The sequence below is a fragment of the Microvirga splendida genome (genome assembly GCF_016427565.1).
Lineage (GTDB): Bacteria > Pseudomonadota > Alphaproteobacteria > Rhizobiales > Beijerinckiaceae > Microvirga > Microvirga splendida.
In genome coordinates this window covers 29,244-51,812 of record NZ_JAELXT010000011.1, presented here as the reverse complement: position 1 = coordinate 51,812, position 22,569 = coordinate 29,244, and the positions used below count along the sequence as shown (strand labels likewise).

23 protein-coding genes are annotated in these 22,569 nt (G+C 65.7%); 11 read left to right on the top strand and 12 right to left on the bottom strand.

Annotated elements, in window-relative coordinates; all coding sequences use genetic code 11:
• Nucleotides 1-52: 52 nt before the first annotated feature.
• The gene (locus JAO75_RS12510) at nucleotides 53-1,072 is read right to left on the bottom strand and encodes a DUF2336 domain-containing protein (protein ID WP_199049474.1); all 1,020 of its coding nucleotides are present in this window, start codon (nucleotides 1,070-1,072) and stop codon (nucleotides 53-55) included.
• Between the two features lie 251 nt (nucleotides 1,073-1,323).
• On the opposite strand from JAO75_RS12510, the gene JAO75_RS12505 reads away from it, so the two are divergent.
• Complete coding sequence (locus JAO75_RS12505; RefSeq protein WP_199049473.1) at nucleotides 1,324-1,527, top strand: hypothetical protein; 204 nt, start codon at nucleotides 1,324-1,326, stop codon at nucleotides 1,525-1,527.
• 37 nt (nucleotides 1,528-1,564) lie between these two features.
• Here JAO75_RS12505 and JAO75_RS12500 read toward each other — a convergent pair whose 3' ends face one another.
• From JAO75_RS12500 to JAO75_RS12485, 4 genes are read right to left on the bottom strand one after another with little or no spacing between them, the layout of a single operon-like run.
• Nucleotides 1,565-2,062 carry a GNAT family N-acetyltransferase gene (locus JAO75_RS12500; RefSeq protein ID WP_199049472.1) on the bottom strand — a complete coding sequence of 166 codons (498 nt, stop codon included), beginning with the start codon at nucleotides 2,060-2,062 and terminating at the stop codon, nucleotides 1,565-1,567.
• Between the two features lie 5 nt (nucleotides 2,063-2,067).
• Nucleotides 2,068-2,631, bottom strand: a complete 564-nt coding sequence (locus tag JAO75_RS12495; RefSeq protein WP_199049471.1) for a DUF1254 domain-containing protein — start codon at nucleotides 2,629-2,631, stop codon at nucleotides 2,068-2,070.
• Complete coding sequence (locus JAO75_RS12490; RefSeq protein ID WP_199049470.1) at nucleotides 2,628-3,278, bottom strand: DUF1214 domain-containing protein; 651 nt, start codon at nucleotides 3,276-3,278, stop codon at nucleotides 2,628-2,630. Before JAO75_RS12490 ends, JAO75_RS12495 begins: the two co-directional genes overlap by 4 nt.
• 20 nt (nucleotides 3,279-3,298) lie before the next feature.
• The gene (locus JAO75_RS12485; RefSeq protein ID WP_199049469.1) at nucleotides 3,299-5,482 is read right to left on the bottom strand and encodes a transglycosylase domain-containing protein; all 2,184 of its coding nucleotides are present in this window, start codon (nucleotides 5,480-5,482) and stop codon (nucleotides 3,299-3,301) included.
• A 243-nt stretch (nucleotides 5,483-5,725) separates the two neighbouring features.
• Between JAO75_RS12485 and JAO75_RS12480 the strand changes: the two genes are divergently transcribed.
• Nucleotides 5,726-6,220 (top strand): YcgN family cysteine cluster protein, encoded by a 495-nt coding sequence (locus tag JAO75_RS12480; RefSeq protein ID WP_199049468.1) that lies wholly within the window; start codon nucleotides 5,726-5,728, stop codon nucleotides 6,218-6,220.
• Nucleotides 6,221-6,241: 21 nt separating this feature from the next.
• Here JAO75_RS12480 and JAO75_RS12475 read toward each other — a convergent pair whose 3' ends face one another.
• From JAO75_RS12475 to JAO75_RS12450, 6 genes are all read right to left on the bottom strand, one after another.
• The gene (locus tag JAO75_RS12475; protein ID WP_199049467.1) at nucleotides 6,242-7,291 is read right to left on the bottom strand and encodes an AI-2E family transporter; all 1,050 of its coding nucleotides are present in this window, start codon (nucleotides 7,289-7,291) and stop codon (nucleotides 6,242-6,244) included.
• A 417-nt stretch (nucleotides 7,292-7,708) separates the two neighbouring features.
• On the bottom strand, nucleotides 7,709-8,023 hold the full coding sequence (locus JAO75_RS12470; RefSeq protein WP_199049466.1) for a YMGG-like glycine zipper-containing protein: 315 nt from the start codon (nucleotides 8,021-8,023) through the stop codon (nucleotides 7,709-7,711).
• 87 nt (nucleotides 8,024-8,110) lie between these two features.
• Entirely contained in the window at nucleotides 8,111-8,692 is a 582-nt protein-coding gene (locus JAO75_RS12465) for a DUF2939 domain-containing protein (RefSeq protein ID WP_199049465.1), read from the bottom strand.
• A 138-nt stretch (nucleotides 8,693-8,830) separates the two neighbouring features.
• On the bottom strand, nucleotides 8,831-9,919 hold the full coding sequence (locus JAO75_RS12460; protein ID WP_199049464.1) for a TRAP transporter substrate-binding protein: 1,089 nt from the start codon (nucleotides 9,917-9,919) through the stop codon (nucleotides 8,831-8,833).
• A 136-nt stretch (nucleotides 9,920-10,055) separates the two neighbouring features.
• Nucleotides 10,056-11,552: a sensor histidine kinase gene (locus tag JAO75_RS12455; RefSeq protein WP_199049463.1), complete on the bottom strand. Its 1,497-nt coding sequence runs from the start codon at nucleotides 11,550-11,552 to the stop codon at nucleotides 10,056-10,058.
• A gap of 111 nt (nucleotides 11,553-11,663) precedes the next feature.
• Entirely contained in the window at nucleotides 11,664-11,858 is a 195-nt protein-coding gene (locus tag JAO75_RS12450; RefSeq protein ID WP_199049462.1) for a hypothetical protein, read from the bottom strand.
• 159 nt (nucleotides 11,859-12,017) lie between these two features.
• On the opposite strand from JAO75_RS12450, the gene JAO75_RS12445 reads away from it, so the two are divergent.
• Nucleotides 12,018-13,049, top strand: coding sequence for an endonuclease/exonuclease/phosphatase family protein (locus JAO75_RS12445; RefSeq protein ID WP_199049461.1), 1,032 nt, complete (start codon nucleotides 12,018-12,020; stop codon nucleotides 13,047-13,049).
• Nucleotides 13,050-13,054: 5 nt separating this feature from the next.
• Here the strand turns inward: JAO75_RS12445 and JAO75_RS25205 are convergent, their stop codons facing one another.
• Complete coding sequence (locus JAO75_RS25205) at nucleotides 13,055-15,472, bottom strand: cadherin domain-containing protein (RefSeq protein WP_199049460.1); 2,418 nt, start codon at nucleotides 15,470-15,472, stop codon at nucleotides 13,055-13,057.
• Between the two features lie 271 nt (nucleotides 15,473-15,743).
• On the opposite strand from JAO75_RS25205, the gene JAO75_RS12435 reads away from it, so the two are divergent.
• From JAO75_RS12435 to JAO75_RS12400, 8 genes are all read left to right on the top strand, one after another.
• Complete coding sequence (locus JAO75_RS12435) at nucleotides 15,744-16,295, top strand: hypothetical protein (RefSeq protein ID WP_199049459.1); 552 nt, start codon at nucleotides 15,744-15,746, stop codon at nucleotides 16,293-16,295.
• Complete coding sequence (locus JAO75_RS12430; protein ID WP_485020552.1) at nucleotides 16,183-17,556, top strand: DNA-packaging protein; 1,374 nt, start codon at nucleotides 16,183-16,185, stop codon at nucleotides 17,554-17,556. Before JAO75_RS12435 ends, JAO75_RS12430 begins: the two co-directional genes overlap by 113 nt.
• A gap of 587 nt (nucleotides 17,557-18,143) precedes the next feature.
• Nucleotides 18,144-19,319, top strand: a complete 1,176-nt coding sequence (locus JAO75_RS12425) for a phage portal protein (RefSeq protein WP_199049458.1) — start codon at nucleotides 18,144-18,146, stop codon at nucleotides 19,317-19,319.
• A gap of 507 nt (nucleotides 19,320-19,826) precedes the next feature.
• The gene (locus JAO75_RS12420; protein WP_199049457.1) at nucleotides 19,827-20,024 is read left to right on the top strand and encodes a hypothetical protein; all 198 of its coding nucleotides are present in this window, start codon (nucleotides 19,827-19,829) and stop codon (nucleotides 20,022-20,024) included.
• Nucleotides 20,024-20,173 carry a hypothetical protein gene (locus JAO75_RS12415; RefSeq protein WP_199049456.1) on the top strand — a complete coding sequence of 50 codons (150 nt, stop codon included), beginning with the start codon at nucleotides 20,024-20,026 and terminating at the stop codon, nucleotides 20,171-20,173. The genes JAO75_RS12420 and JAO75_RS12415 overlap by 1 nt, the downstream gene beginning before the upstream one ends.
• Nucleotides 20,170-20,703, top strand: a complete 534-nt coding sequence (locus JAO75_RS12410; RefSeq protein WP_199049455.1) for an HK97 family phage prohead protease — start codon at nucleotides 20,170-20,172, stop codon at nucleotides 20,701-20,703. The genes JAO75_RS12415 and JAO75_RS12410 overlap by 4 nt, the downstream gene beginning before the upstream one ends.
• A gap of 107 nt (nucleotides 20,704-20,810) precedes the next feature.
• On the top strand, nucleotides 20,811-21,029 hold the full coding sequence (locus tag JAO75_RS12405) for a hypothetical protein (protein ID WP_199049454.1): 219 nt from the start codon (nucleotides 20,811-20,813) through the stop codon (nucleotides 21,027-21,029).
• A 270-nt stretch (nucleotides 21,030-21,299) separates the two neighbouring features.
• Entirely contained in the window at nucleotides 21,300-22,535 is a 1,236-nt protein-coding gene (locus tag JAO75_RS12400; RefSeq protein WP_199049453.1) for a phage major capsid protein, read from the top strand.
• Nucleotides 22,536-22,569: the final 34 nt, after the last annotated feature.

Sequence of the window (22,569 nt, the reverse complement as noted above, 5' to 3'; positions counted from 1 at the left end):
GGCATCCTCCTCTGAACGGAGGCACCGCATCCGCAGGCGGTGCGCCGGCTGTTCATGCCTGATGCTCTCGCGACAGCACCCGCACTCCGAGGATCGCCTCGACGAGCGCAAGCGCGACCGGGCCGGGAACGTCCCGCACTTCGCGTACCAGCTCCCTGATCGCCGAGAGTGGATAGGACAGGGCAGGGTGGAGGCACAGGAAAATCCGCGTCGCATCCCTCCTGTCCAGACCGAGTGCTTTCAAGGCGAGGGCGAGCAGACGATGCCGTCCGAGTTCGAGCACCCGCCATTCGGTCGAGATCGGAAACCCCAGCAGAGCCGAGAGAAGTGCCTCCAGCCGCTCCGCATCGCCCCGCCGGCTGACGGCCAGCAGTTCTGCAACATCCCCTTCGGTGAGGACGCACGACAGAGTGATGCGTCGCCGGGCCAGCATGGCGGCGACGTGTTCGCGGATCGCTGCGCGCCGCTCGGTGTCGGCCGCGAGATACAGGAGCGCTTCGTCGCCAGTCGGAAGATCGTCGCGCCTGAGAAGGATGCGGGCGAGAGCAGGCCGGCAGCGTGCGCGCTGCACCAGGAGCTTGAACGAGCCCGTCTCGGGTGCAACGGCCTGGTTGGCCGCAAGAGTTTCCGCGACAGCTTCCTCGCCGAGCAGCAGCAGCCTCCGGACAGTTGCGGGATCGAGATCGGAGCGGGCGGCGAGCCGCAGGCGTCCTGCAGGCGTTGCGAGCTGCCGGCGGTTCACCGTCTCGGGGAGATGGGTGGCGTGCTGGAGCACGAAGGATCGTGCCTCCGGGCAATGCTGAACGAGATAGTCGAGAACGGGTGGCGGTGCATCGGCACAGGGCGCGAGGATGCGGGCGAGCGCCAGGAGAGTGGCCGCATCCGCGCGCGGCAGGGAGCCGAGCATGAGTGCTTCGAAAGTCTCAATGCTCTCCCTGTCGCGGGCGGGCGCGGCGACAAACATCTCCGCGTTCACCTTCAGGAGGGCGGCGCGCATGTCGGGCGTTGCGCTCTCGGAGGATCCGAAGCCCGACAGGCCCGACCACAGATCCGGGTTCGAGGAGGACGTCATACGCAACTCGCTTCAACGCAACTGCTCAAAAGCTAGAGGGCGCATCTTAGCGCATCTTTAACGGGAGGCCGCTGCACGGAATGTGATCGATTCCAACCGGAACATAAGCGCAGCCGTGAATGTTGTTTTCATGTCAGGCCCGGCATTTTTCAGCATGACGGAGCCCGGCGGAAACCATCTGTTAACCATGAGTCTCTTTTTGTGAGTCAGTCGTCGAGGCAACCAGTGGCACCGTAGAAGAGGAGGGCAGCATGCAAGACGTCTGGACGAGATCGCCAGGAGTGGTGATCGCATTCCCGAATGTTACCGAGCGGCCGGCGCGTCCGCATCTGCCGGCTGACGAGCCCAGAGGCGAGATCCTGCTCTTCACGGGCGTCCGCTACGAGAGGCCGGCGTCCAATCCAGGTCCCTCCCGCCCCTTCGCCTCCAAAGGTCCCGGCCGTCGCCGTTCTTGATTAATCTTTTTTGCCGAAGTAGCGCCGTTAGGCGTCGTTAGAGGCTGGTCACGTCGCGCACCATCAGCACCGCATCCGGTCCATAGCTTGCGAGCTTTGCCCCCAGGCCCGGAATAGCGATTACGCGAAAGCCCGCCTTTTCCCAGAAGACTTGCGATTTGTTGACGGCGACCAGCGACAGGTTGCTGAAGCCTGCCTCGCGCGCATGGGCCACCAGCCGGTCCGTGATCTGCGCGGCATAGCCTTTGCCCCGCGCATCGGGCAGCAGGGCGACATCATGAATGTAATAGGTCGTAGCCGGGGACGGGACTGCGCCGAGAAGCCGGTTCAAGGGCGGCGGCTCCGCGAAGCGCCAGGGATGGGTGAGGGCATAGCCGATGGCGCGTTCAGCCTCGGTCAGAACGAAGCAGCCCTGCGGATAGAGGCTCTGCCGCTCGGCCAGGACTTCCGGATCCTCCGGGTGGCTCACATGGATCCTGTCCGCCAGAGCCTGAACCTCGCCCAGGTCCTGCGGGGTCATCGGCCGCCAGGGCATGAACGTCAGGCGTCCTGCTCAGCCGTGCAGGAAACCGCCTTCGCCATCTCTTCTGCCTGGGGCCGCAGACTGGGTGCGGGTGCGACGACGCGCACGATCACGAAGCCCTGCAATTCAGGGGCAACGATCCTCACGTCGCGGGACGGGTCGTTCTCGTCCTCGGCGGCCCTGGCCTCGTCGAGCTGGCGCGCCGTCATGGCAACGATCTCAAGCTCGCCGCGCACGGCGGCTCGATCCGTCACGGCGAAGAACACGCCGCCCGTCTCCTTGTGGAACGAGAAGGAGAGAGGGAGCGAGCCCGTGCGGGCTGCAACCCGCATCGGCCCGTTCCGCAGGTCGAAGGCGCAGGTTGCCACTGCCGTGGCTGGATCGGGAGCAGGCAGCCAGGTATTCGCGCCGCCGGGAGCGCTGATGATCTGCGCCTTGTCGGCGGTGAGGGTCGCCTGGACCTTGGAGAAGGCATCCTGATCGGCCAGATAGGGGCTGGCCAGGATGGCCGCGATGTGCACACCCAGGGCTATGACGAGGCCGCAGAGGGTAGCGATGACGAAACGGCCGAATCCCCTCATGCGCCGCACTCCAGCCGCTGGATGACCGGCATTTCGCTTTCCTCGAGATTGGCGCCAGCGGCTCCCGGAGGGTCGTAGAGGCGCAGCACCAGCGTGAAGGCCCCTCCGGCGGGAAGCTGGAGCCAGTTGCCGGGCTGCACAGATCGGGACAGGGCGATGGAGAAACGGTCTTGCGTGTCGCGCAACACCTCGGCCGAAGTGAAGTTCCCGCGTCCGAGTTCCGTGACTGGCAGGCGGCCGGCTTGGTCATAAAGGGTCAGGGTCCAAACACGGGCGATGGGTGCGCTCGGCCCGATACTGTAGGAACAGGCCGAGTCGAGCAGCCTGCCGTCACTGTCCACGCTGGCCGTGAACCCGATCCCTTCACCCGTGGCGAAGGGAACGTCGCTCCGGCGCGCGATGATGGCGCGCATGTAGGGATCGGCCTCAGGGGAGCCGAGCCTGGGCCATGCCTGCCAGGGACCGAGCCGAAGGCCGCCGAAAGGCGGGGCGCCATTGATGGCCCAATAGGCCGAGCCCAGGCCGAGCCCCAGCGCCAGAAGCAGCGTGTAGACGACCAGGATGGCTGTGGGGACTCGGCGGATGGACACGGACAGGGATGGCCTCGATGAGGCGCGCATCGAAGCGGCCGCAGGGGCGTTCGTCAAGAGAGCCTCACTCTGCATGATCAGGGCATGGCGACTTGGCGAGGGGTATTCACGGCCGCCGAGCTGCGCGGCATTTCCGGAGCCTTGCCGGTCGTGACGGAGCGGTCCACCGACTGGAAGAGGGTGCCGATCCCGCCGAGAACCTCATAGGACTTGCGCGACAGAGTGCCGGCCAGGAAGGTCTGCGAGGGTGCCTGTGCCTGATCCGCATCCTGGCGCTTCGAGGCAACCGGACGCTCCTGGTTCCCTGTATCCACGCCGGGGAGCGGCCGGATTTCCAGGTTCTGGTGCGCTACCGCCATGACCTCTTTCCAGGTCATGGCCGGAAGGCTTCCGCCCGTCATATCGTTCATGGGCTTCGAATCGTCGTTGCCGTACCAGACCGCGGCAGAGAGATTGCCGGAATAGCCGACAAACCAGGCATCCTTGTAGCCGTTGGTGGTGCCGGTCTTGCCTGCGGTCTTGATGCCATCGAGAGCGGATCGCTTGCCCGTGCCTTCTTCGACGACCTTGTTGAGCATGAAGTTCATGTCGTTGACCACGCGGGTGTCGAGCACCTGCTTGGGCGGGGTGTCCCGGTCGCGGCGAAAGATGACCTCGCCGGAGGAGTTTCGCACCTCCCAGGCTGCATAGGGATCGGCACGTCTGCCGCCATTGGCGAAGACCGCATAGGCGGCGGCCATGTCGATGACGGTGACTTCGGCGGCGCCGATCGGAAGCGAGCTTGAATCCGTGAGCGGATGGGTGATGCCCATACGCTTGGCCGTATCGACAATGACGGCGCGGCCCGCCTTGGCGTTGCCCTTGCCGATCTCGAGCGACATCCGCACCGGGATGGAGTTGATCGAGCGCGCCAGGGCCGAAGTGAGCGACATCGATCCCGAGAAGGAGCGGCCGTAGTTCTGCGGGCACCAGTTTCCGAGGCAGATCGGCTTGTCGACCACGGTGGAATTCGGCCGCAGCTTCGGGTTGGTGGTCATCGCGGCCGCATACACGAAGGGCTTGAACGATGATCCCGGCTGGCGCAGGCCGCCGGTGGCGCGATTGAACTGGCTCTGTCCGTAATCGCGACCGCCGACGATGGCGCGGACGGCGCCGTCGACATCCATGACCACGAGGGCGCCCTGGCCTGCCTTATACTGGCGCCCGTGCTGGCGAAGCATGTTTTCGAGGGTCTGCTCCGCATGGCGCTGGAGGTTCGTATCGAGGGGCGTCTTCACGATCAGCACGCGCTCATTGCCGAACTTCTTCTGCGAGGCTTGGAGCTTCACCTGTTCGAAGGCCCAGTCGAGATAGAAGTCCGGCGTTGTCTCGCGCTCGCGGTTGACGGGGGTGGCCGGATTGCGCCGGGCGATCTGGATCTGGCCCTCGGTGAGGAAACCGGCTTCGACCATGTTGCGCAGCACCTCGTTCGCACGGGCGCGGGCCGCTGGCAGGTTGATGTGCGGGGCATACTTGGTCGGAGCCTTGAAAAGGCCGGCCAGCATGGCGGATTCCGCCAAGGTCAGGTCCTTGGCCGGCTTGCCGAAATAGTAATCCGCTGCCGCCACGGCACCGTGGGCGCCGCCGCCCATGTAGGCGCGGTCGAGATAAAGCTTGAGGATCTCGTCCTTGGTGAGGTGAAACTCGAGCCAGATTGCCAGAAACGCTTCTTTGATCTTGCGCTCGAGGGAGCGCTCGTTGGTCAGGAAGAGGTTCTTCGCCAGCTGCTGGGTGATGGAGGAGCCGCCCTGGACCACGCCGCCGCCCTGGGCATTGACCAGGAGGGCGCGGAAGGTGCCGATGGGATCGATGCCCCAGTGATCGTAGAATCGACGATCTTCGGTCGCCAGTGCCGCTTTGATCAGATGATCCGGGAAATCCTCGAGCTTGTAGGAATCGTCGAGGTGCAGGCCGCGCCGCCCGACCTCCTGGCCGTAGCGGTCGAGGAAGGTGACGGCGAGGTCCTGGGTCTTCAGCCAATCGTCCTCGGTCTCCCGGAAGGCCGGGAGGGCAAGCGCCAGCATGACTACGGCGCCAACCGCGCCGAGGGTGGTCGCCTCGCTCGTCAGGTCGAGGATAACGCGGGGAGCGCCGCGAAACCGCAGGCACTTCATCCGTTCCGAATACCATTCCCACCCGCTCGCCAACCCGCGGCGCCCCTGGAACAGGGCCGAGTTGAGCCAGGCATCGAACGCGAGCGAGGCACGTTTGATCCGTGTCATGAACGGGAGGGGAGGCTGCTGGCTCACGGCGGTCCTTCGGGGCGGGTCAGGCGTCCTGACCTGGCTCATATTATGGTCGTTCGGTTGCCTAGCGGCAACGCTGAAGCGTGGCGAGGCTGATATATAACTCAGAACCTTGTTTGTAGGTTCACGGAGATTTACCTCTTAGGGGGTAAAAGGCTGCCGGACGTGCGGTTTAGCACTTTCCTTTAAACCGCCTCAAAGAGACGTCAAAGCGCCCACATGCCAAATGCCGCACCCGCGATCCAGCCTCAGCCGGAGGAGCAACCCTTCTGGCGCGTGAAATCCCTCGAAACCATGAGTCTCGAGGAATGGGAGAGTCTGTGCGACGGCTGCGGCCGCTGCTGCCTCGTCAAGCTGGAGGACGAGGACACGGCCGAGGTGATGTACACCAATGTGGGCTGCACCCTCCTCGACGACCAGACCTGCCGCTGCCGCGATTATCCGAACCGCCAGGCCAAGGTGGCCGATTGCGTGCGCCTGACCCCTCAGGCGGTCCGGGACCTCTCCTGGCTGCCGCAGACCTGCGCCTATCGCCTGCTGGCGGAAGGCCGGGACCTCTACTGGTGGCACCCGCTCGTCTCCGGTGACCCGGAAACCGTCCATGCGGCGGGCATCTCCGTCCGCGACCGGGTGGCGGGCCCCGAGGAGAACTTCAGCATCGCCGAGCTCCTGGAGCGCATCACCGACTGGCCGATGGAGAATCCTGAGGACTGAGGCGGGTAGCCCTACGCTGGGTTAGGACTGCACCTTTTGCGGGCTGTCGCCATTGTCCTCGCCCGGAACCTCCGTTTCCTCGCCAAGGGTCTCCCGCACATAGAGCTTCTTCACCAGCACATAGGTGACGATCGCCAAGGGGAAGCCGAAGATCAGGCCGAGCGTTCCGAACAGGATGCTGCCGACCAGGATGGCGAACAGCGCCATCGCCGGCGGAACGCTGATCACGCTTTGGGCGACAATGGGCTGGATGACGTTGCCCTCGATCTGCTGGATCACTAGAACGGCGAGGATTGTCCAGAGCGCGGCTTCTCCGCTGACGGTGAAGGCAATCAGAACTGCCGGCAACGCTCCCAAGATCGGGCCGAGAAACGGGATGAAGTCCATAACGCCGGCAATGAGGCCAAGACCAATGGGCGACGGCAGGCCGATCAGCCAATATGCTCCCATCGAGAGCAGCGCCACGCAGGTCATGGCGATAAGCTGCGAGGTCAGCCACAGCCGCAGGACCTGGCCCGAGGCGTCAAGCGAAGACTCCACCCGCTCATGCTGGTGTTTGGGAAAGAGCTTGACCAGACCGCGCGTGTACAACCGGGGATCCGCTGCGATGTACAGGCCTGCGATCACCACCAGCAGGAAGTTGGCAATCCCGTTGAGAATGGCCCCGCCGATTCCTGCGATGCGCGAAGCAAGCCCGCCCGTAGGGGCATCGGACACCATCTCCGAAATTTCGTCGCTGACGGATCCGAGGCCGAGATTCTTGGCAAAGTTGTCGACGGCGAAGGGAAGGCGCTCGACGACATTGGAAAACTGCGCGCGGACCTGGGTTCCGAACAGCGCAGCGAGGCCGATGAAGGCCACGAAGATGAGCAGGCCGGCCACAGTGAGGCCCCAGCGGTCGGGAACGCGCAGATACCGCACCAAGGCGTCGGCTGCGGCATGCAGGATGATGGCTACGAGAACGGCTCCGAAGGCGAGCAGCAGAACGTCCGAGAGCTTCCACAGGACGAGAGCAAACGCCAGCAAGCCGAGTGCGATCAGGACCTTGCGGATGAATTCCGCATCTCGCATGAGCCCTCTCTGGGAACGGTCCAGGTCATTCATCGTTTACGGCGTCTCCACGTCCGCTTTGACAATGGAAACGGCGAAGCTCGGTTCCGCCAGCTGCCCTGAGCACAATCGCTAAGAAAACATGGATTAGCACGATATAGCTTGGTCATACATGAAGAATTTGTACCCAGATAGGATGGAACGTTCTGAGCTATCCCTTGTTGTTATTGGTATGGAGGGAAGTCAAATGACCTCGGATGTTATCTGTTTTATTCTCGGTACGGTATTCCCGCTTGCAACGGTAGGCTGGCTATTCGTGCATTGAAGGAGAAGCAGTTCATTACTTGCGGCGAATACTGCTCTGGTCCTGCCGACAGGCATGCAAAAGCCCGCCTGAAACGTTCAGGCGGGCTTTTGCATGCCCGCTCCTGGCGCTGCTTAACGAACGACCTCGGTGCAGGATTGGTTGCCCCGAATGTCCACGCTGCAGGTGCGCTGGCGGACGGAGGCGGTGGCGGAAGCGCTTGGGATCACGGCTGCATTCGAGCCCGATTGCGTCCTGGCGTTCTGCTCGGCAGTTCCGCCTGCGATGCCGCCAGTTCCCGCACCGATCACGGCGCCTTCGGATCCGCCCGCGACCGCGCCGGTGACCGCACCGCTTGCAGCACCCGCAGCCGTACCTTCCTGGGCCACAGCAAGATAAGGTATGATACAGAGAGCGGATGCGGAAAGCCCGATAGCAAGTTTACGCATAACTCGATCCTTCAATACAATACATTTGATGAAGAACGCTGAGCTGATCCGCGGGGTTCCTGCCGTGAGCTGCGTGGAATTGCGGTTCTACTTCGAGGCCGCAGCGGCTCGCTTGGTTAATTCTTCCCGCAGCGAAGCAGGAAGGTCGATTCCCGTCAGGCGCCAAGTGGTGCCGCTCAGGCGCAGGGTGACCCTGAACTGCCGGTCCCGGGGCTCGTCCGGAGTGAGCGGGATCGTGATGGCCCTGAAGCCCTGGGATTCGGACAGGATGAAGATCCGCCAGGCTTGCCCGAGGGAACCGGGATCGAAGCCGATTTCCGTCCCGCCCATGCCTTCCCGCTGAATCTGCTGCAGCTGTCCGTCTCCGAGGAGATCGATCAGGGCTTGGGGTGTGACAAGTTCCTCCAGGACCGGATTGAGGGTTGTCGCTCCGGCTCGTTCAGCCAGTTGCCGGTCGCGTTCGCTGATGTCCTGGGTCTTCAGGTACTCTCCGAGGATCTGACGGGCAAGGGAAGCCCGCAGGGCGTTGAAATTGACGCGCTCGGTGATGCGCGCGACGTCCTTGGTCCGCACGGCCTTGGAGAGATCGTAGAGCGCAACGAATGGCGAGACCATGAAGATGGCCCACGCCAGAAGAAGCAGGAAGCTGATGCGAAGGGTCCAGCGCATCGTCTCTCGAGGGGCAGAGTGCGGAGGGCGCCCGCAAGAAGCGGTGCGACCGGTGAGGCACCTCAGGTAATCATGCCCCCGGCCATAAAAAAGGGCGATCCGAGGATCGCCCTTTGTCGAGATTGGCTGGACTGAGGATCAGCCGCGGGCGCGGGCCCGGATCATGAAGGTGTCGTAGGCGTATTCGGCCACTTGGAACCAGAGGTATTCCTCGTTGCGGAAGCCGCGGACGCTCTCGTAGATCTTCTTGAAGTCGGCATTCTTGGCCGAAACCTCGTCATAGACTTCGTTGGCGGCCTTGTAGGCGGCTTCGAGGATCTCCTGCGAGTACGGACGCAGCTGGGTGCCGGCGCCGAGCAGACGGCGCAGGGCGGCCGGGTTGCGGGCGTCGTACTTGGCCAGCATGTCGGCGTTGGCGTAAGCGGAGGCCGTGGTCAGGACGGCCTGATACGCCTTCGGGAGCTCTTTCCATTTTGCCTGATTGACGAACAGGTGGATCGCCGGGCCGCCTTCCCAGAAGCCGGGATAGTAGTAGTACGGGGCGACCTTCGCGAAGCCGAGCTTCTCGTCGTCGTAGGGGCCGACCCACTCGGCCGCGTCGATGGTGCCGCGCTCCAGCGACGGATAGATGTCGCCGCCCGGGATCTGCTGCGGCACGACGCCGAGCTTCTGCATCACCTGACCGGCGAGGCCGGCGATGCGCATCTTCAGGCCCTGCATGTCCTGAACGGTCTTGATCTCCTTGCGGAACCAGCCGCCCATCTGCACGCCGGTGTTGCCGGCAGGCATGCCGTACATGTTGTGCTTGGCGTAGAACTCGTTCAGCATGTCGTTGCCGCCGCCGTGATACAGCCAGGCGTTCATCTGGCGGGCATTGAGGCCGAAGGGCAGGGCAGTGCCGATGGCGAAGGTGGGATCCTTGCCGAAATAGTAGTACGAGCAGGTGTGGCCCAGCTCGATGGTGCCGCCGCCGACCGCGTCGGCGATCTGGGGCGTGCCGACGATTTCACCGGCTGCGAAGGGCTGGATCTGGAACTTGCCGTCCGTCGCTTCCGAGACGTACTTCGCGATCACCTCGGCGCCGCCGTAGATGGTGTCGAGCGACTTCGGGAAGCCGGACTGCAGGCGCCACTTCACTTCCGGCATCGACTGGGCGATCGCCGGAGCGGCCACTGCCGTCGAGGCGGCGCCGACCGTTGCGGCCTGCAAAAACTGACGACGTTTCATAAACAAACTCCTCCCTCTGGGATCGTGACTTCGTCACTTGCGCCCTATTGACACCAAATGGGGTTCCCTCCGCAAGAACCCTCGGGCCGATATCGACTAATGACCTATGCGGCTCTTGAAAACGTGTCGGGTCTGCCTACGAAAGCGGCACGTCGATGGTGCAGACCACCCCTTCCGGCTGGTAAACCAGGCGAACCTCGCCGTTGAGCTCGCGCGCGAGCCCGTCCTGGATCAGGCGCGAGCCGAACCCCTTGCGCGAGGGCGGGGAGACGGGCGGGCCGCCATGCTCCTCCCAGCGCATGGAAAGGCGCGGCCCGGATGCGGCGTCGAGGGTCGACCAGGACACCCGGACCCGGCCCTCCGGCGCCCCCAGGGCGCCGTACTTGACCGCATTGGTGCACAGCTCGTGCATGGCCATCGAGAGGCTCAGGGCCATGGCGGGGCTCACGCGCAGGTCCGGCCCCTCGAGCCGGATGCGGCCGCCATCCTCCGAGAGGTCCCGGTAGGGGGCGAAGGCCTGGGCGACGATCTCGACGAGGCCTGCGCCTTCCCAGTTCTCCCGGGTGAGGATGTCATGGCCCCGGGCCAGGGCGAAGAGGCGGGCCTCGAAGGTGGCGTAGAGGGCGGGCAGGTCCCGCGCCCTGTTGGCCCCTCGCACCTGGAAGCTCTGGGACGCCAGGGACTGGACGGTCGCCAGGGTGTTCTTGACCCGGTGGTTCAGCTCGTTGAGCAGGAGCCGCAGGTGCTCCTCCGAGCGCTTGTGGTCGGTGATGTCGATCTCGATGCCGTCCCAGACGATGCCACCGTTCTCCAGCCGCCGCGGGGTCGTAATGATGCGGTGCCAGCGGATCTCGCCGGTCTTCGCATGCCGCATCTCGAACTCCTCCTCGCATTCGGCGAAGTCGCGAAGGCTCTCCAGCCGCCGCGCGAGCAGGCGCTCCCGGTGCTGCGGCAGCACGAGGTTGTAGAGCAGGTCCGGGTTGGCCTGGGCCTCCTCCGCGGGGACCCCCGTGAGCCTCTCGCAGGTCTTCGAGACGTAGAGCACCTTGCGTGCATGATAGGCCGGGGAATGGCTGGTCTGATAGAACATGCAGGCGGGCGCGTTGTTGGCCAGCGCGCTCAGGCGCGCCTCGCTGGCCCGCAGCTCCTCCTCGGCCCGACGACGCTCCGTCCAGTCGCGGAAGCTGACGCCGATGCCGCCGTTATAGGGGAAGACGTGGAATTCCAGGTGGCGTCCGGGGCGTCCGACGGCTTCGCCCTCGAACGACAGCGGTCTGCCGGAGAGAAATACCTCCTCGTAGCGACCGCGCAGGTCGGTGCCCTCGGATTCGGGAAACATGTCCCAGATGACCTTGTGGAGCATCGCTTGGCGCGGAAGGCCGAAATAGCCCTCTGCGGCCCGGTTGATGTAGCTGAAGCGCCAATGCGCATCGAGAGAGTAAAAGGCGTCGCCGATGCCCTCCAGGACCACCGCGAGCTGGGCATTGACCTTTGCCTCGACCGTGCGGGCGAGAGCCTGCTGCAGGGCATCGCTCAGCGCTCCCCGCGGAGAGGCCGAGATCGAGGCCACAAGATCGCTTGTGAGCTGCTCCAGATCGATGGAAACAGCCGGAGCCGGGTTGGGGATACTCATGATATGAAACATAATCACGGTTTCGCAGCGTGAGCAATGGACCCGGCGGGTCCTCCGATCAACGCTGCGAGCCCGAGGTGCGAATCCGCACGCCGGCTCCCTTCGGAGCGATCAGGATTCGGCCTGAACGGAGTTCCCGTCCAAGGTCGAGGCCTTCGGGATGCTGAAAGCCTCGGCGGCGCAGATCACGGTAAACAGGGCGACGACGCCTAGGATTTCGACGAAGCTCACGAGTGCGGAAGACAGATCGCCGACAAAAGCGAAGGCGCCCGTGACGAGCGCGACTATGGCAGCCCAAATGAACATGGGCCTTCTCCCCGGCTAAGCTTGATGCGGCAACACAACGCCTGACTAGCCCAAGAGTTCCTAAGGCCAAGCTAAAATATCTCTTGACCGTTGGCTTTCCCGCAGGCGGCGCTGTTCTATGATGGAGACCTCCCATGACGGTTTTTTGAAGGCCTGCCCATGCGCCCCCTCATCGACCGGATCGTGCCGGATCTCGCCGCGCCGGACGCCGCCGTTCTGGCCGAGGCCCGGCAGGCCTCCGCCGAAGGGAGGCAGGCCGCTCACGCAAGCCTGCTCGCCCGCCTTCCCGCCCTGCATGCGCTCGAGCAGGGTATACCCACCGATCCGCCGCCTTGGCCCGGCTCGCTCAAGATCGCGGCGTTCAACGCCCAGCGGCTTAAGGACAGGCGGGCGGCCCGGCACCTCATGGAGCAGGCGGGCGCGCAGGTCACGCTGCTCAGCGAGGTTGATCTCGGCATGGCCCGGTCGGGCAACGCGCACACGATCCGCGACCTGATCGCCGGGTCAGGGGAGGGCTATCTCTACGGAGTCGAGTTCGTGGAGCTCGACCTCGGCGGCGCCGACGAGATCGCGCAATGCGCCGGCCGGAGCAATGCGCGGGGCCTGCACGGCAACGCCATCGTGACCCGCCTTGCTCTCACGCAACCGCATCTGATCCCGCTCGAGGAGAATGGCCTGTGGTTCACCGGCATCGACGGCCTGCAACGGCGCGTCGGCGGGCGGATGGCGCTCGCCGCCCGGGTGGCGCAGGCGCCCCGGCCGCTCTGGATCGTGAGCACGCATCTCGAAAGCAAGACCGATCCGGCCGACCGCCGGGCGCAGATCGGGGCTCTGCTGCGCGCCCTCGACGGGATCGCTCCCGGCGAGGCCTGCGTGATCGGCGGCGACTTCAACACCAAGGCCCTGCCGCGCGGCGAGGACGAGCGCCATCTCCTGCTGGAGGAGCCTGAATGCACCGAGCCGCTCTTCGCCGACCTCCGCGCGGCCGGCTTCGACTGGCGGCACGCCAACCTCGCCCTACCGACGCAGACACCAGGCCCCACGGACAAGCACGAGCCGCCCTTCGGCAAGCTCGACTGGCTCGCGGTGCGCGGCGTCGAGGCGCGTCATCCGCAGGTGATCCCCGCCCTCGATCGCGAGGGCAGGGCGGTGTCGGATCACGAGATGATCGCCGTGGAGGTCAGTCTCTGACCGACTCAGATGACGAAGAAGTCCTTGTGGGTGAGGCTGAGCTTCTTCGACAGGGTGGCGATCTCCACCGCCTTCTTTGAGCCTGAGCCGTCGACGTCGTAGAACAGCACGCCTTTCTTCTTGTCGTAAATCACGTAGTCGTTCTTGTCCTTGGCCTTGGAGCCGACGGTGAAGAAGTCCTTCTTCAGCTGAAACGGTTTCTTCTCCGTGCCCTTCTTGCCGAGCTTGGAGAACGCCTTGTTGTCGAGCCAGAACCCGTCGTCCTTCACCTTGAAGTCGGTGATCTTGTCCAGGTTCTTCTTGTTCGCCTTGGTGTTGAACACGAAGATGTCCCGGTCGGCGCCGCCCGTGAGCCTGTCCTTGCCGCCTCCGCCGTAGAGCACGTCCCGGCCCGAGCCGCCCACGAGCACGTCGGCGCGGGACGTGCCCTTGAGAAACTCCACGGGCACGTCGCTGATCGTGATCGTGAACGCCGCATCGGTAGTGATGCCGCCCTCGTCGACGATGCGCACGGCGATGCGGTGCGAGGCGCCCTGCTCGTAATCGAGTGGGCTGCCGCTGCCCACGACGAGCTGGTTGCCGACGAGCGCAAAGCGTCCGCCGGCGCTGTCGGTGAGCTCGAAGCGCAGGGCGTCGCCGGGGTTCGGGTCGGTGGCCGAGAGGGTGGCCACGACGGTGCCGGGGCTGGTGTTCTCGGTGACGGCCTGCACGCTGAGAGAGGCGCGCGCCTGCTCCAGAATGTGAACGCCGCCGGCATCGGTCGCCTTGCGGATGCCCTGGTTATAGAGCTGGGTGCGCTCTGCGAGGGTGAACGCATCGCCGGTGAGGGTGAGCGAGCCGTCCTGTGTCAGGCTGTGCGCGAGAAGTGCGGTTGCCTTGTCGGCGAAGGCGAGGGAGCCGATGCCCGTAAGGGTGATCGCCTCGAAACCGGAGATGAACTTGAAAGCAAGGTCGTAATCGTCGGCCTGCAGGCGCAGCTCGTCCCGCCCGCCGCCCCCCTGCAGGCCGACGATTCCGGCAAGCCGCGCCGCGTCGGCCACAACGATGTCGTTGCCGCTCGTTCCCTGCAGAGCCTCGATGCCGGAGAACCGGGCCGGCGCGGTGAGATCGAGCGTGCCGCTCTCGGCCATGCGGAGCGTATCGACGCCGCCGCCGGCCTCCAGCGTGTCGCCGGCGCCAAGGCCGCCGTTGAGGACGGCGAAGACGTCGTTATCGTCCGTGCCGAATCCGTCCTCGAGGCCTTCCCCGAAGGCCGCCACCGTCTCGTAGCGGCGCTGGAAAATTCCGGCGTTGTGGCTGTCCTGCGACTGCCAGGTGACGACCCAGCCGCCGTCGTCGAGGGCGACGGCATTCTGGAAGTGCTGCGCGCCGCCGTCATTCACGTTCACGCGCTGCTCGCCGCGAATGGGGTTGCCGTTCTTGTCGTAGCGCTGCTGATGGATGCTGTAGCTTTCACCTTCCTGGAAGTACGATTGCCAGGTGATGATCCAGCCGCCGTCGTCGAGCGCCGTGACCTTGGACAGGCTCTGGTCGTAAGTGCGGTGCGTGTTGACCCTCTGCTCCCCGCCCCTCGGCGTTCCGTCCGCATAATAGCGCTGCTGATAGATATCCATGTCGGGGCCTTCCCGACTCGCGGATGTCCAGGTCACGATCCATCCGCCATCCTCGAGAGCCGCCACGCTGGAGTGATACTGGTCGAAGGCCGTGAACGTGTTGACCGGAGTCTCGCCATCGGCGGGCGTGCCGTCGACCTTGTAGCGCTGCTGGACGACGTTGTGTCCTTCGCCCGGGACGAATTGATCCCACGTGACAACCCAGCCGCTTCCCTCCAGGCGGTCGATGCTCGGCCGGCTATGCTGGGGCCGCGTGGAGGTGTTCACCTCGACGGGACCGTCCGGCGAGCCGCCGTTCACATCGTATTCGCGCTGGTAGATATAGCTGGTGCCGTCGAGGGTGTTCGATTGCCAGGCGACCACCCAGCCGCCGCCCTCGACTCCCGTCACGGTGGCACTCAGGTTCATCTCGTCGGACGAGGTGCTGATCGTCTGCCGCCCCCCGACCGCTGCGCCGTCCTTCGTAAAGCGCTGCATGTAGACGTCGAGGCCCTGGGCCGCAGGGTTGTTCGGATCGTTCGAAACCCAGACCACGACCCATCCGCCGTCGTCGAGGGCCGCCGTGGACGTGTTCGACACGGTTTTGAGCGGAATATCGCTGACCTGCGTTTCCGTGACGGCGTTGAGCGAGCCGTCCTTGTTGAAGCGCTGCTGGTGCACGTTGAGGATCGTGCCGGCCGCGTCGGTGGAGCGCCAGGTGACCACCCAGCCGCCATCCGCCAGATGCGTCACATCCGGCTCGGTCTGGGCGCCCACCGAAATGGGGTTGACCTGCTCCTCATCGCCGAGCCGCACAATCGTCGCCGTCATCGTCCGCTCCCGTTCAAGAATCGTCCCGCGGTGCCAAGCCGCTCCTGCCGCAGGTCCTTGAAAACGGCGGCAGGGCCGTGGCCACGTTGGAACGTTTGAAGCATTCTTGTCATGCCTGCATCTTCAGGCTTGACAGCGTCACGCTCTTAGAGTACAAAACAAGAACACTGACGAAGTGTGAATGAAGAGCCCCCGCCCGCATTCACCGCGTCAGGCCAAACCTCCACCGCCCCGGCGCCCCCGCCCGGGCGGTTTTTTATTGGCGCGTCCCATGCCCCAGAGAATCGAGATCACTGACGAGCAGAGGCAGCAGGCCTGGGAGATCTATGCCCGAGAGCCGCATAAGCATCTGCCCGAGATCCAGGCCTTTCTCGGGGTGAGTGCAGGGACCTTCGTGCGGATGCGCCAGCGCTGGGGCTGGCCGCATCGCCATGTGGCTCTCAACGAGAACAGCTTAAGCAAGGCCGCCAAGGACGAGGGCGGCGCGGCGGGCCTCGCGAAGGCCGCGGCCGCTTCGGTCAACGACGCAGCCCGCGCCCTGGCGCAGGCCACGCGGGCGCAGATCGACACGCTCATGGACGAGCAGCGCACCGGCCGCGCCAAGGATCACGACAAGACGGCCCGCAGGCTCGCGTCTTATGCGAAGACGCTCGCAGCCGCCCGGGCTCTTGTGGAACAGGAAAGTTCACCGCTCGATGACAGCGAGCCCCATGACAACGGACCCCGGCGCAGCCTGCACGAGCTTCGAGAGGAGCTTGCTCGCCATCTTGACCGGGTTATCGCGGAGGAGGAGGCTCGCGGACGCGACGGCCTTCTTATCTGAGGCCGAACTCAGCAGCATCCTCCGCTTCTGGCCGATCCGCTGCCGGCCCGAGCAGCGCCTGCCGGGCCTCGCCCGGCACCACGACCCCTGGACGATTTGGCTCATCCTCGGCGGACGCGGCGCGGGCAAGACCCGCACCGGCGCCGAATGGGTGCGCGGCATCGCCCTGGGCGACCCCGATTTCGGCGCAGGCGCCTCGCGGCGCATCGCGCTTGTCGGCGAAACATTCGCGGATGCGCGCAACGTGATGGTCGAGGGCCCTGCGGGCATCCTCGCCGTCCATGCGCGCGACGAGCGGCCCACCTGGTCGCCCTCGTTGCGCAAGCTCGAATGGCCGAACGGCGCGGTCGCGCAGGTGTTTTCGGCGGAGGATCCGGACTCGCTGCGCGGCCCGCAATTCGAGGCCGCCTGGGCGGACGAGCTCGCCAAGTGGAAGCACGTGGAGGAGACCTGGGACATGCTGCAGTTCGGCCTGCGCTTAGGGCTTCATCCGCGCCAGATGGTGACGACGACGCCGCGGCCGATCCCGCTCATCAAACGCTTTCTCGGCGACCCGCAGGTGGCGGTCTCGCGCATGCGCACGGCGGAGAATGCGGAGAACCTGGCGCCGGCCTTCCTCGACACGGTGGTGCGCCGCTATGCCGGCACGCGCCTCGGCCGTCAGGAACTCGATGGCGACATCGTCGAGGATCGCCCCGATGCGCTGTGGACGCGCGAGGTGCTTGAGGTGAACCGGACTGAGTCCGCGCCACCGCTCATGCGCATCGTCGTGGCGGTCGATCCGCCGGCGTCGTCCTCGAAGCGCGCCGATGCCTGCGGGATCGTGGCCGCCGGGGTGGACGAAGGCGGCACGGCCTATGTGCTGGAGGATGCTAGCGCCTCAGGATTGAAGCCGCCCGAATGGGCCGCCAAAGCCGTCGCTTTATATCGAAGATTGCAGGCCGACGCGCTCGTGGTCGAGACGAACCAGGGCGGCGAGATGGTGGGCAACGTGATCCGTGAGGTCGACCCGTCCGTGCCGGTGGTGAGCGTGCGCGCCACGCGCGGCAAATACCTGCGTGCCGAGCCGGTCTCCGTGCTCTACGCGCAGAACCGCGTCCGCCATGTGGGCGCGCTGCCGGAGCTGGAGGACGAGCTCTGCGACTTCGGCCCCGGCGGCCTGACCTCCGGCCGCTCGCCCGAACGCATGGATGCGCTCGTCTGGGCGCTCACCGAGCTGATGCTGCGCGAACGCCGCGAGCCGCGGGTGCGGATGTTGTAAAAAGAACGCCCCAGCCGAAGCGTGGTGTTCACGCACATCTCCAGCCGGGGCGCCGTGGCTACCGTAGGGGCAAAAATGAAGCCACTCGGCATAAGCTATGCCGGTGCCGGGATTCCTCAAGGATTCTGATGGGGTGAGCCTTTCGCGCCGGCCCTGTCTCGAAAGGATATGGCTGCAGGGCTGGGGCGGACGGCAGTCCATCCGTGCCGGTCCGCCCCGCCGTCTGCCTCATGCCGTCCCATAGGAGCAGGACGGCAGAGCTTTGAAACTGATGGTCGCGCCAGCCGATCCGAGGAAAGCGGCCCGGCTGGCGCGTGAATGTCGCCGGGTGCCCCCGCAACATCTCAAGATTACCCTGCGGGATGTGACGGGCCAATGACGAACGCGCCGAACCTGCCTGCTTTGCGGTCACCGGGTGCGGAAGTTGTCGGCACGTTGAAGCGACCGCAGGCACACTTGTCATCCCCGGCGGCCGCAGGCCGGGAAGGGGATCCACTCCTATGTTCTGCACCCGATGGATTCCCTTCCCCTCCGATGGCTTCGCCATCTCCGGCCGGGAATGACACCCTGGCAACGAGGACCTATTCATGCTGAATCGTTTGACCCGCTGGCTCCAGGCGCCGCCTGAGGCCAAGGCTTCGCGGGCGCAGGGCGCCGTTGCGCTCTATGTGGCCGGACGCGCCGTGTGGACGCCGCGCGACTACGGGGCACTCGCCCGCGAGGGCTTCCAGAAGAACGCCATCGTGCATCGTGCCGTGCGCCTGGTGAGCGAGGCGGCGGCGTCGCTGCCGCTGGCGCTCATGAGCGAGGGCAGGGAGCTCGATTCCCATCCGCTGCTGGCGCTGCTCGCGCGGCCCAACGCACGGGAGGGCGGCCAGCGCTTTCTCGAGAGCCTGTATGGACACCTGATGGTGTCCGGCAACGCCTATGTGGAGGCAGTGAGCCTCGACGGCGCGCCGCACGAACTGCATTGCTTGAGGCCCGACCGGATGCGCGTGGTGCCCGATGCGGATGGCTGGCCAGCCGCTTACGAATATGCGGTCGGCGCGCAATCCGTGCGCTTCCCGATCCGCGACGACGAGGCGCCGGCGCCGATCCTGCACCTCACCCTGTTCCATCCGGCGGACGATCATTACGGTTTATCCCCGATGGCAGCCGCCGCCACGGCGCTCGACATCCACAACGCGGCGGGCGCCTGGAACAAGGCGCTCCTCGACAACGCGGCGCGGCCCTCGGGCGCCCTGGTGGTGGGCAGCGCGACCCTCACGGACGCGCAGTTCGACAGGCTCAAGAGCGAACTGGAAACGAACTATCAAGGCGCCGGCAATGCGGGCCGCCCGCTGCTGCTCGAAGGCGGCCTCGACTGGAAGCCGCTCTCGCTCTCGCCGAAGGACATGGATTTTGTGGAAGCGAAGGCGGCGGCGGCGCGGGAGATCGCGCTCGCCTTCGGCGTGCCGCCGCTGCTGCTGGGCCTGCCCGGCGACAGCACGCTTGCCAACTACGCCGAAGCCAACCGCGCCTTCTACCGCCAGACCGTGATCCCGCTGGTCAAGCGCACCGCCGAAGCGCTCGCCCAATGGCTGGCGCCGGCCTATCGCGAGACGCTTTCCCTCGAGCCTGACCTCGATGCCATCGAGGCGCTTGCGGATGAACGCGAAAGCCTGTGGCGGCGCGTGTCGGCGGCGGGGTTTCTGAGCGACGACGAGAAGCGCGAGGCGGTGGGGTATGGGCGTGCGGAGAGTGGGAAGGGGAGGCGGGCGTAGTGCAGGTTTTCCCTCCCCCTGCGGGGAGGGTGGGCGCGCCAGCGCTCGGGTGGGGTGGTGCGACCGGGTGAGCCAGACAACCAGCGCAACGCGCCTCCCTCTCCCGTGTGGGAGAGGGTTGGGGTGAGGGAAGATCGGTGCCTGATGAAGGGTTGCGGGTGACGTATTGCAGCGGACATGATGGTGCCGGGCTGGTGCAGCCGCACGCCCTCACCCCTGCCCCTCTCCCGCTCGGGAGAGGGGATGCTGTAGTGCCCTTCATGCACTTTGAATGAGCAAGTGCTTCGACTTTGCGACCCCCACTCGGCCGCTTGCCGCGGCCACCCTCCCCGCAAGGGGGAGGGAAGCCTGCGCACCATCCTGCACGCGATCCCGGATCTCGCTTTGCTCGTCCGAGATGACGACACTGACGGCGTTCACGAACAGCAGTCGCGAAAGCCGATGCTTTTCTCGCTTCCCTTCCAAGGAGCCTTCCATTCACAACGGAGCCTTTCACGAGAACAAATCATGAACACATTCGATCAGATCACCGAGGCCGTCATCCGGCGCGGGGATCTTGCCCATTTGGCCCTGTTCGTCTGGGCCAGCGGGGCCTCTGCCTTGCTTGCCATGACCCTGCGCGACCTGTTCGCGGCCAACCGCCGGTTCGATGCGTTCGTGCGCGAGCTGTCCCTGTTCAACCGCCGCCATTCGGGAGACCTCTGATGACCCGTTCCGCAGCCCGTTCCGCGCGCAAGCCGGCGACGCGGCAGGACAACACGAGCCGCGCCACAACCGTGTTCCGCGACTTCGTGCGCCAGCTCGAAAAGCTCGATGCGAAACCGCCGAAGGCCGCCCGCGGGGCCGCGCGATGAAGGCGGGCGTCCCCACATTCCGCGAGCGCAAGTTCCTGCCCGAGCCCCTGAGCGGCGTCGATGCCGATGGCGTGTTTGAGGGCTATGCCAGCCTGTTCGGCGAGGCCGATCTTGGCAAGGACGTGGTCATGCCCGGCGCCTTCCGCGACAGCCTGAAGAAACGCGGCACGGCGCAGGTGCGCCTGCTGTGGCAGCACGATCCGGCGCAGCCCATCGGGCGCTGGCTCTCCATCGCGGAGGACGGGCGCGGCCTGCGCGTGCGCGGCAGGCTCAACCTCGCGGTGGAGCGCGCCCGCGACATCCATGCGCTCATGCGCGACGGGGCCGTCGACGGGCTCTCCATCGGCTTTCGCGTCGAGCGGGCCAGGGCCGAGCGGCCGACCGGCTTGCGGCGCCTGGAGCGGCTCGACCTGTGGGAGATCTCGGTCGTGACCTTCCCGATGCTGCCCGGCGCGCGGGTCGAGACCGTCAAGCAGACGCCGAGACTTGCTACCCATATTCGCAGCGCCGCCGTCAGGCTGTTTTCCTGAACCTTGTCCGTGGGAGCGCGTTAGCTGAAAGCCCGCATGGATGCGGAGGCTGCGGGCCCTTTCCTCACGTGAAAGGCGTCTGTTCTTCGCTGTCTCGGGAGATTCTGATGAAGAAGCTTGCTTTCGTTGCGCTCCTCGGCCTTGCGGCTGCGGCCTGCACCACCACGGAAGAGCGGATCGGCGGCGCGGCCGTCGGCGCCGGCGTCGGTGCCGTGGCCGGTCCGGTCGGTGCGGTGGCCGGCGGCGCCATCGGCGCAGCGACCGCCCCGGCCGTGGTCGACACGGTGGAGGACACCCGTCCGGTCCGCCGCGTCCGTCGCCGCTAAAGCGTCGGCTCCGCCAAACCCTCATCCTGAGGAGGACCGCAGGTCCGTCTCGAAGGATGCTTCAGTGCTCTCTGGATCGTCCTTCGAGACGCCGCTTGCAGCGGCTCCTCAGGATGAGGTCAGAGGTCCATATTCCCCTCACCGGGAAACAACGGGCCCGCCACTCGGCGGGCCTTTTTCTTTGGGCATCGGGCCGAAACGGGGATTCCGCTTTTCGCACCCACCCGATGCTCATTTCCGAAGCTGTTCTTTTCAAACCTATGGATTGCAATGATTCCCGTTGTTGAAACCAAAACAATCTCCGACGACGTCGCCTCGGCGTTTGAGGATTTCGCCCGCGCCTTCGAGGCCTTCAAGGACACCAACGACACGCGCCTGTCCGAGATCGAGACCAGGCTCACGAGCGACGTGGTGACCGACGAAAAGCTCGCCCGCATCGACACGGCCCTCGACGATGCCAAGCGCCGTCTCGACCGCCTCAGCCTCGAGCGCGCCCGCCCGCCGCTCGGCGGCACCGAGGCCCCGCGCGACCCGGCTCAAGGAGAGCACAAGAGCGCATTCCATGCCTATGTGCGCACCGGCGAGGCCGCGGGCCTCAAGCGCCTGGAGGAGAAGGCGCTCTCGGCGGGCTCCGGTCCCGACGGCGGTTATCTCGTGCCCGACACGGTCGAGCGCGAGGTGCTGCGCCGTCTCGCCAATGTGTCGCCGATCCGCGCCATCTCGTCGGTGCGGGTGATCTCCGGCGGCCAGTACAAGCGCGCCTTCTCGGCCACGGGCCCGGCCACCGGCTGGGTCGGCGAGACGGCGGCGCGGCCCCAGACCGCAAGCCCTGCGCTCTCCGAGATGAGCTTTCCGGCCATGGAGCTCTACGCCATGCCGGCCGCCACCCAGACCCTGCTCGACGATGCGGTGATCGACATCGAGAGCTGGATCGCCGAGGAGGTCGAGGCCGCCTTCGCCGAGCAGGAGGGCGCCGCCTTCGTCAACGGTGACGGGGTCAACAGGCCGAAGGGCTTTCTGGCGACGGAGACCGTGGAGAACGAAATCTGGGAGTGGGGGCGCCTCGGCACGGTGAACACCGGCGGTGCAGCCTTCCCGGTGGAGAGCCCGTCGGATGTGCTGGTGGACCTGATCTACGCCCTCAAGGCCGGCTACCGCCAGAACGCCGCCTTCGTGATGAACCGCAAGACGCAGAGCACGATCCGCCGCTTCAAGGACGACAACGGCCAGTATCTCTGGGCGCCGCCCGCGAGCATCGGCCAGGCCGCGACCCTGATGGGCTTCCCCGTGGTGGAGGCCGAGGACATGCCTGACTTTGCGCTGAACGCCTGCGCGGTGGCGTTCGGCGACTTCAAGCGCGGTTATCTCATCGTCGACCGCGCCGGCATGCGCGTGCTGCGCGATCCGTATTCCGCCAAGCCCTACGTGCTGTTCTACACCACCAAGCGCGTGGGCGGCGGCGTGCAGGACTACGCGGCGATCAAGCTGCTGAAGTTTGCTGCATAACCCGCCTCGTCATCCCCGGACTTGTTCCGGGGAT

Bases quoted from the DNA above. Each gene is read 5' to 3' on its own strand.
- JAO75_RS12510 (WP_199049474.1), bottom strand. From the start codon at position 1,072: ATGACGTCCTCCTCGAACCCGGATCTGTGGTCGGGCCTGTCGGGCTTC.
- JAO75_RS12505 (WP_199049473.1), top strand. From the start codon at position 1,324: ATGCAAGACGTCTGGACGAGATCGCCAGGAGTGGTGATCGCATTCCCG.
- JAO75_RS12500 (WP_199049472.1), bottom strand. From the start codon at position 2,062: ATGCCCTGGCGGCCGATGACCCCGCAGGACCTGGGCGAGGTTCAGGCT.
- JAO75_RS12495 (WP_199049471.1), bottom strand. From the start codon at position 2,631: ATGAGGGGATTCGGCCGTTTCGTCATCGCTACCCTCTGCGGCCTCGTC.
- JAO75_RS12485 (WP_199049469.1), bottom strand. From the start codon at position 5,482: ATGACACGGATCAAACGTGCCTCGCTCGCGTTCGATGCCTGGCTCAAC.
- JAO75_RS12480 (WP_199049468.1), top strand. From the start codon at position 5,726: ATGCCAAATGCCGCACCCGCGATCCAGCCTCAGCCGGAGGAGCAACCC.
- JAO75_RS12475 (WP_199049467.1), bottom strand. From the start codon at position 7,291: ATGCGAGATGCGGAATTCATCCGCAAGGTCCTGATCGCACTCGGCTTG.
- JAO75_RS12470 (WP_199049466.1), bottom strand. From the start codon at position 8,023: ATGCGTAAACTTGCTATCGGGCTTTCCGCATCCGCTCTCTGTATCATA.
- JAO75_RS12465 (WP_199049465.1), bottom strand. From the start codon at position 8,692: ATGCGCTGGACCCTTCGCATCAGCTTCCTGCTTCTTCTGGCGTGGGCC.
- JAO75_RS12460 (WP_199049464.1), bottom strand. From the start codon at position 9,919: ATGAAACGTCGTCAGTTTTTGCAGGCCGCAACGGTCGGCGCCGCCTCG.
- JAO75_RS12455 (WP_199049463.1), bottom strand. From the start codon at position 11,552: ATGAGTATCCCCAACCCGGCTCCGGCTGTTTCCATCGATCTGGAGCAG.
- JAO75_RS12450 (WP_199049462.1), bottom strand. From the start codon at position 11,858: ATGTTCATTTGGGCTGCCATAGTCGCGCTCGTCACGGGCGCCTTCGCT.
- JAO75_RS12445 (WP_199049461.1), top strand. From the start codon at position 12,018: ATGCGCCCCCTCATCGACCGGATCGTGCCGGATCTCGCCGCGCCGGAC.
- JAO75_RS25205 (WP_199049460.1), bottom strand. From the start codon at position 15,472: ATGACGGCGACGATTGTGCGGCTCGGCGATGAGGAGCAGGTCAACCCC.
- JAO75_RS12435 (WP_199049459.1), top strand. From the start codon at position 15,744: ATGCCCCAGAGAATCGAGATCACTGACGAGCAGAGGCAGCAGGCCTGG.
- JAO75_RS12430 (WP_485020552.1), top strand. From the start codon at position 16,183: ATGACAACGGACCCCGGCGCAGCCTGCACGAGCTTCGAGAGGAGCTTG.
- JAO75_RS12425 (WP_199049458.1), top strand. From the start codon at position 18,144: ATGCTGAATCGTTTGACCCGCTGGCTCCAGGCGCCGCCTGAGGCCAAG.
- JAO75_RS12420 (WP_199049457.1), top strand. From the start codon at position 19,827: ATGAACACATTCGATCAGATCACCGAGGCCGTCATCCGGCGCGGGGAT.
- JAO75_RS12415 (WP_199049456.1), top strand. From the start codon at position 20,024: ATGACCCGTTCCGCAGCCCGTTCCGCGCGCAAGCCGGCGACGCGGCAG.
- JAO75_RS12410 (WP_199049455.1), top strand. From the start codon at position 20,170: ATGAAGGCGGGCGTCCCCACATTCCGCGAGCGCAAGTTCCTGCCCGAG.
- JAO75_RS12405 (WP_199049454.1), top strand. From the start codon at position 20,811: ATGAAGAAGCTTGCTTTCGTTGCGCTCCTCGGCCTTGCGGCTGCGGCC.
- JAO75_RS12400 (WP_199049453.1), top strand. From the start codon at position 21,300: ATGATTCCCGTTGTTGAAACCAAAACAATCTCCGACGACGTCGCCTCG.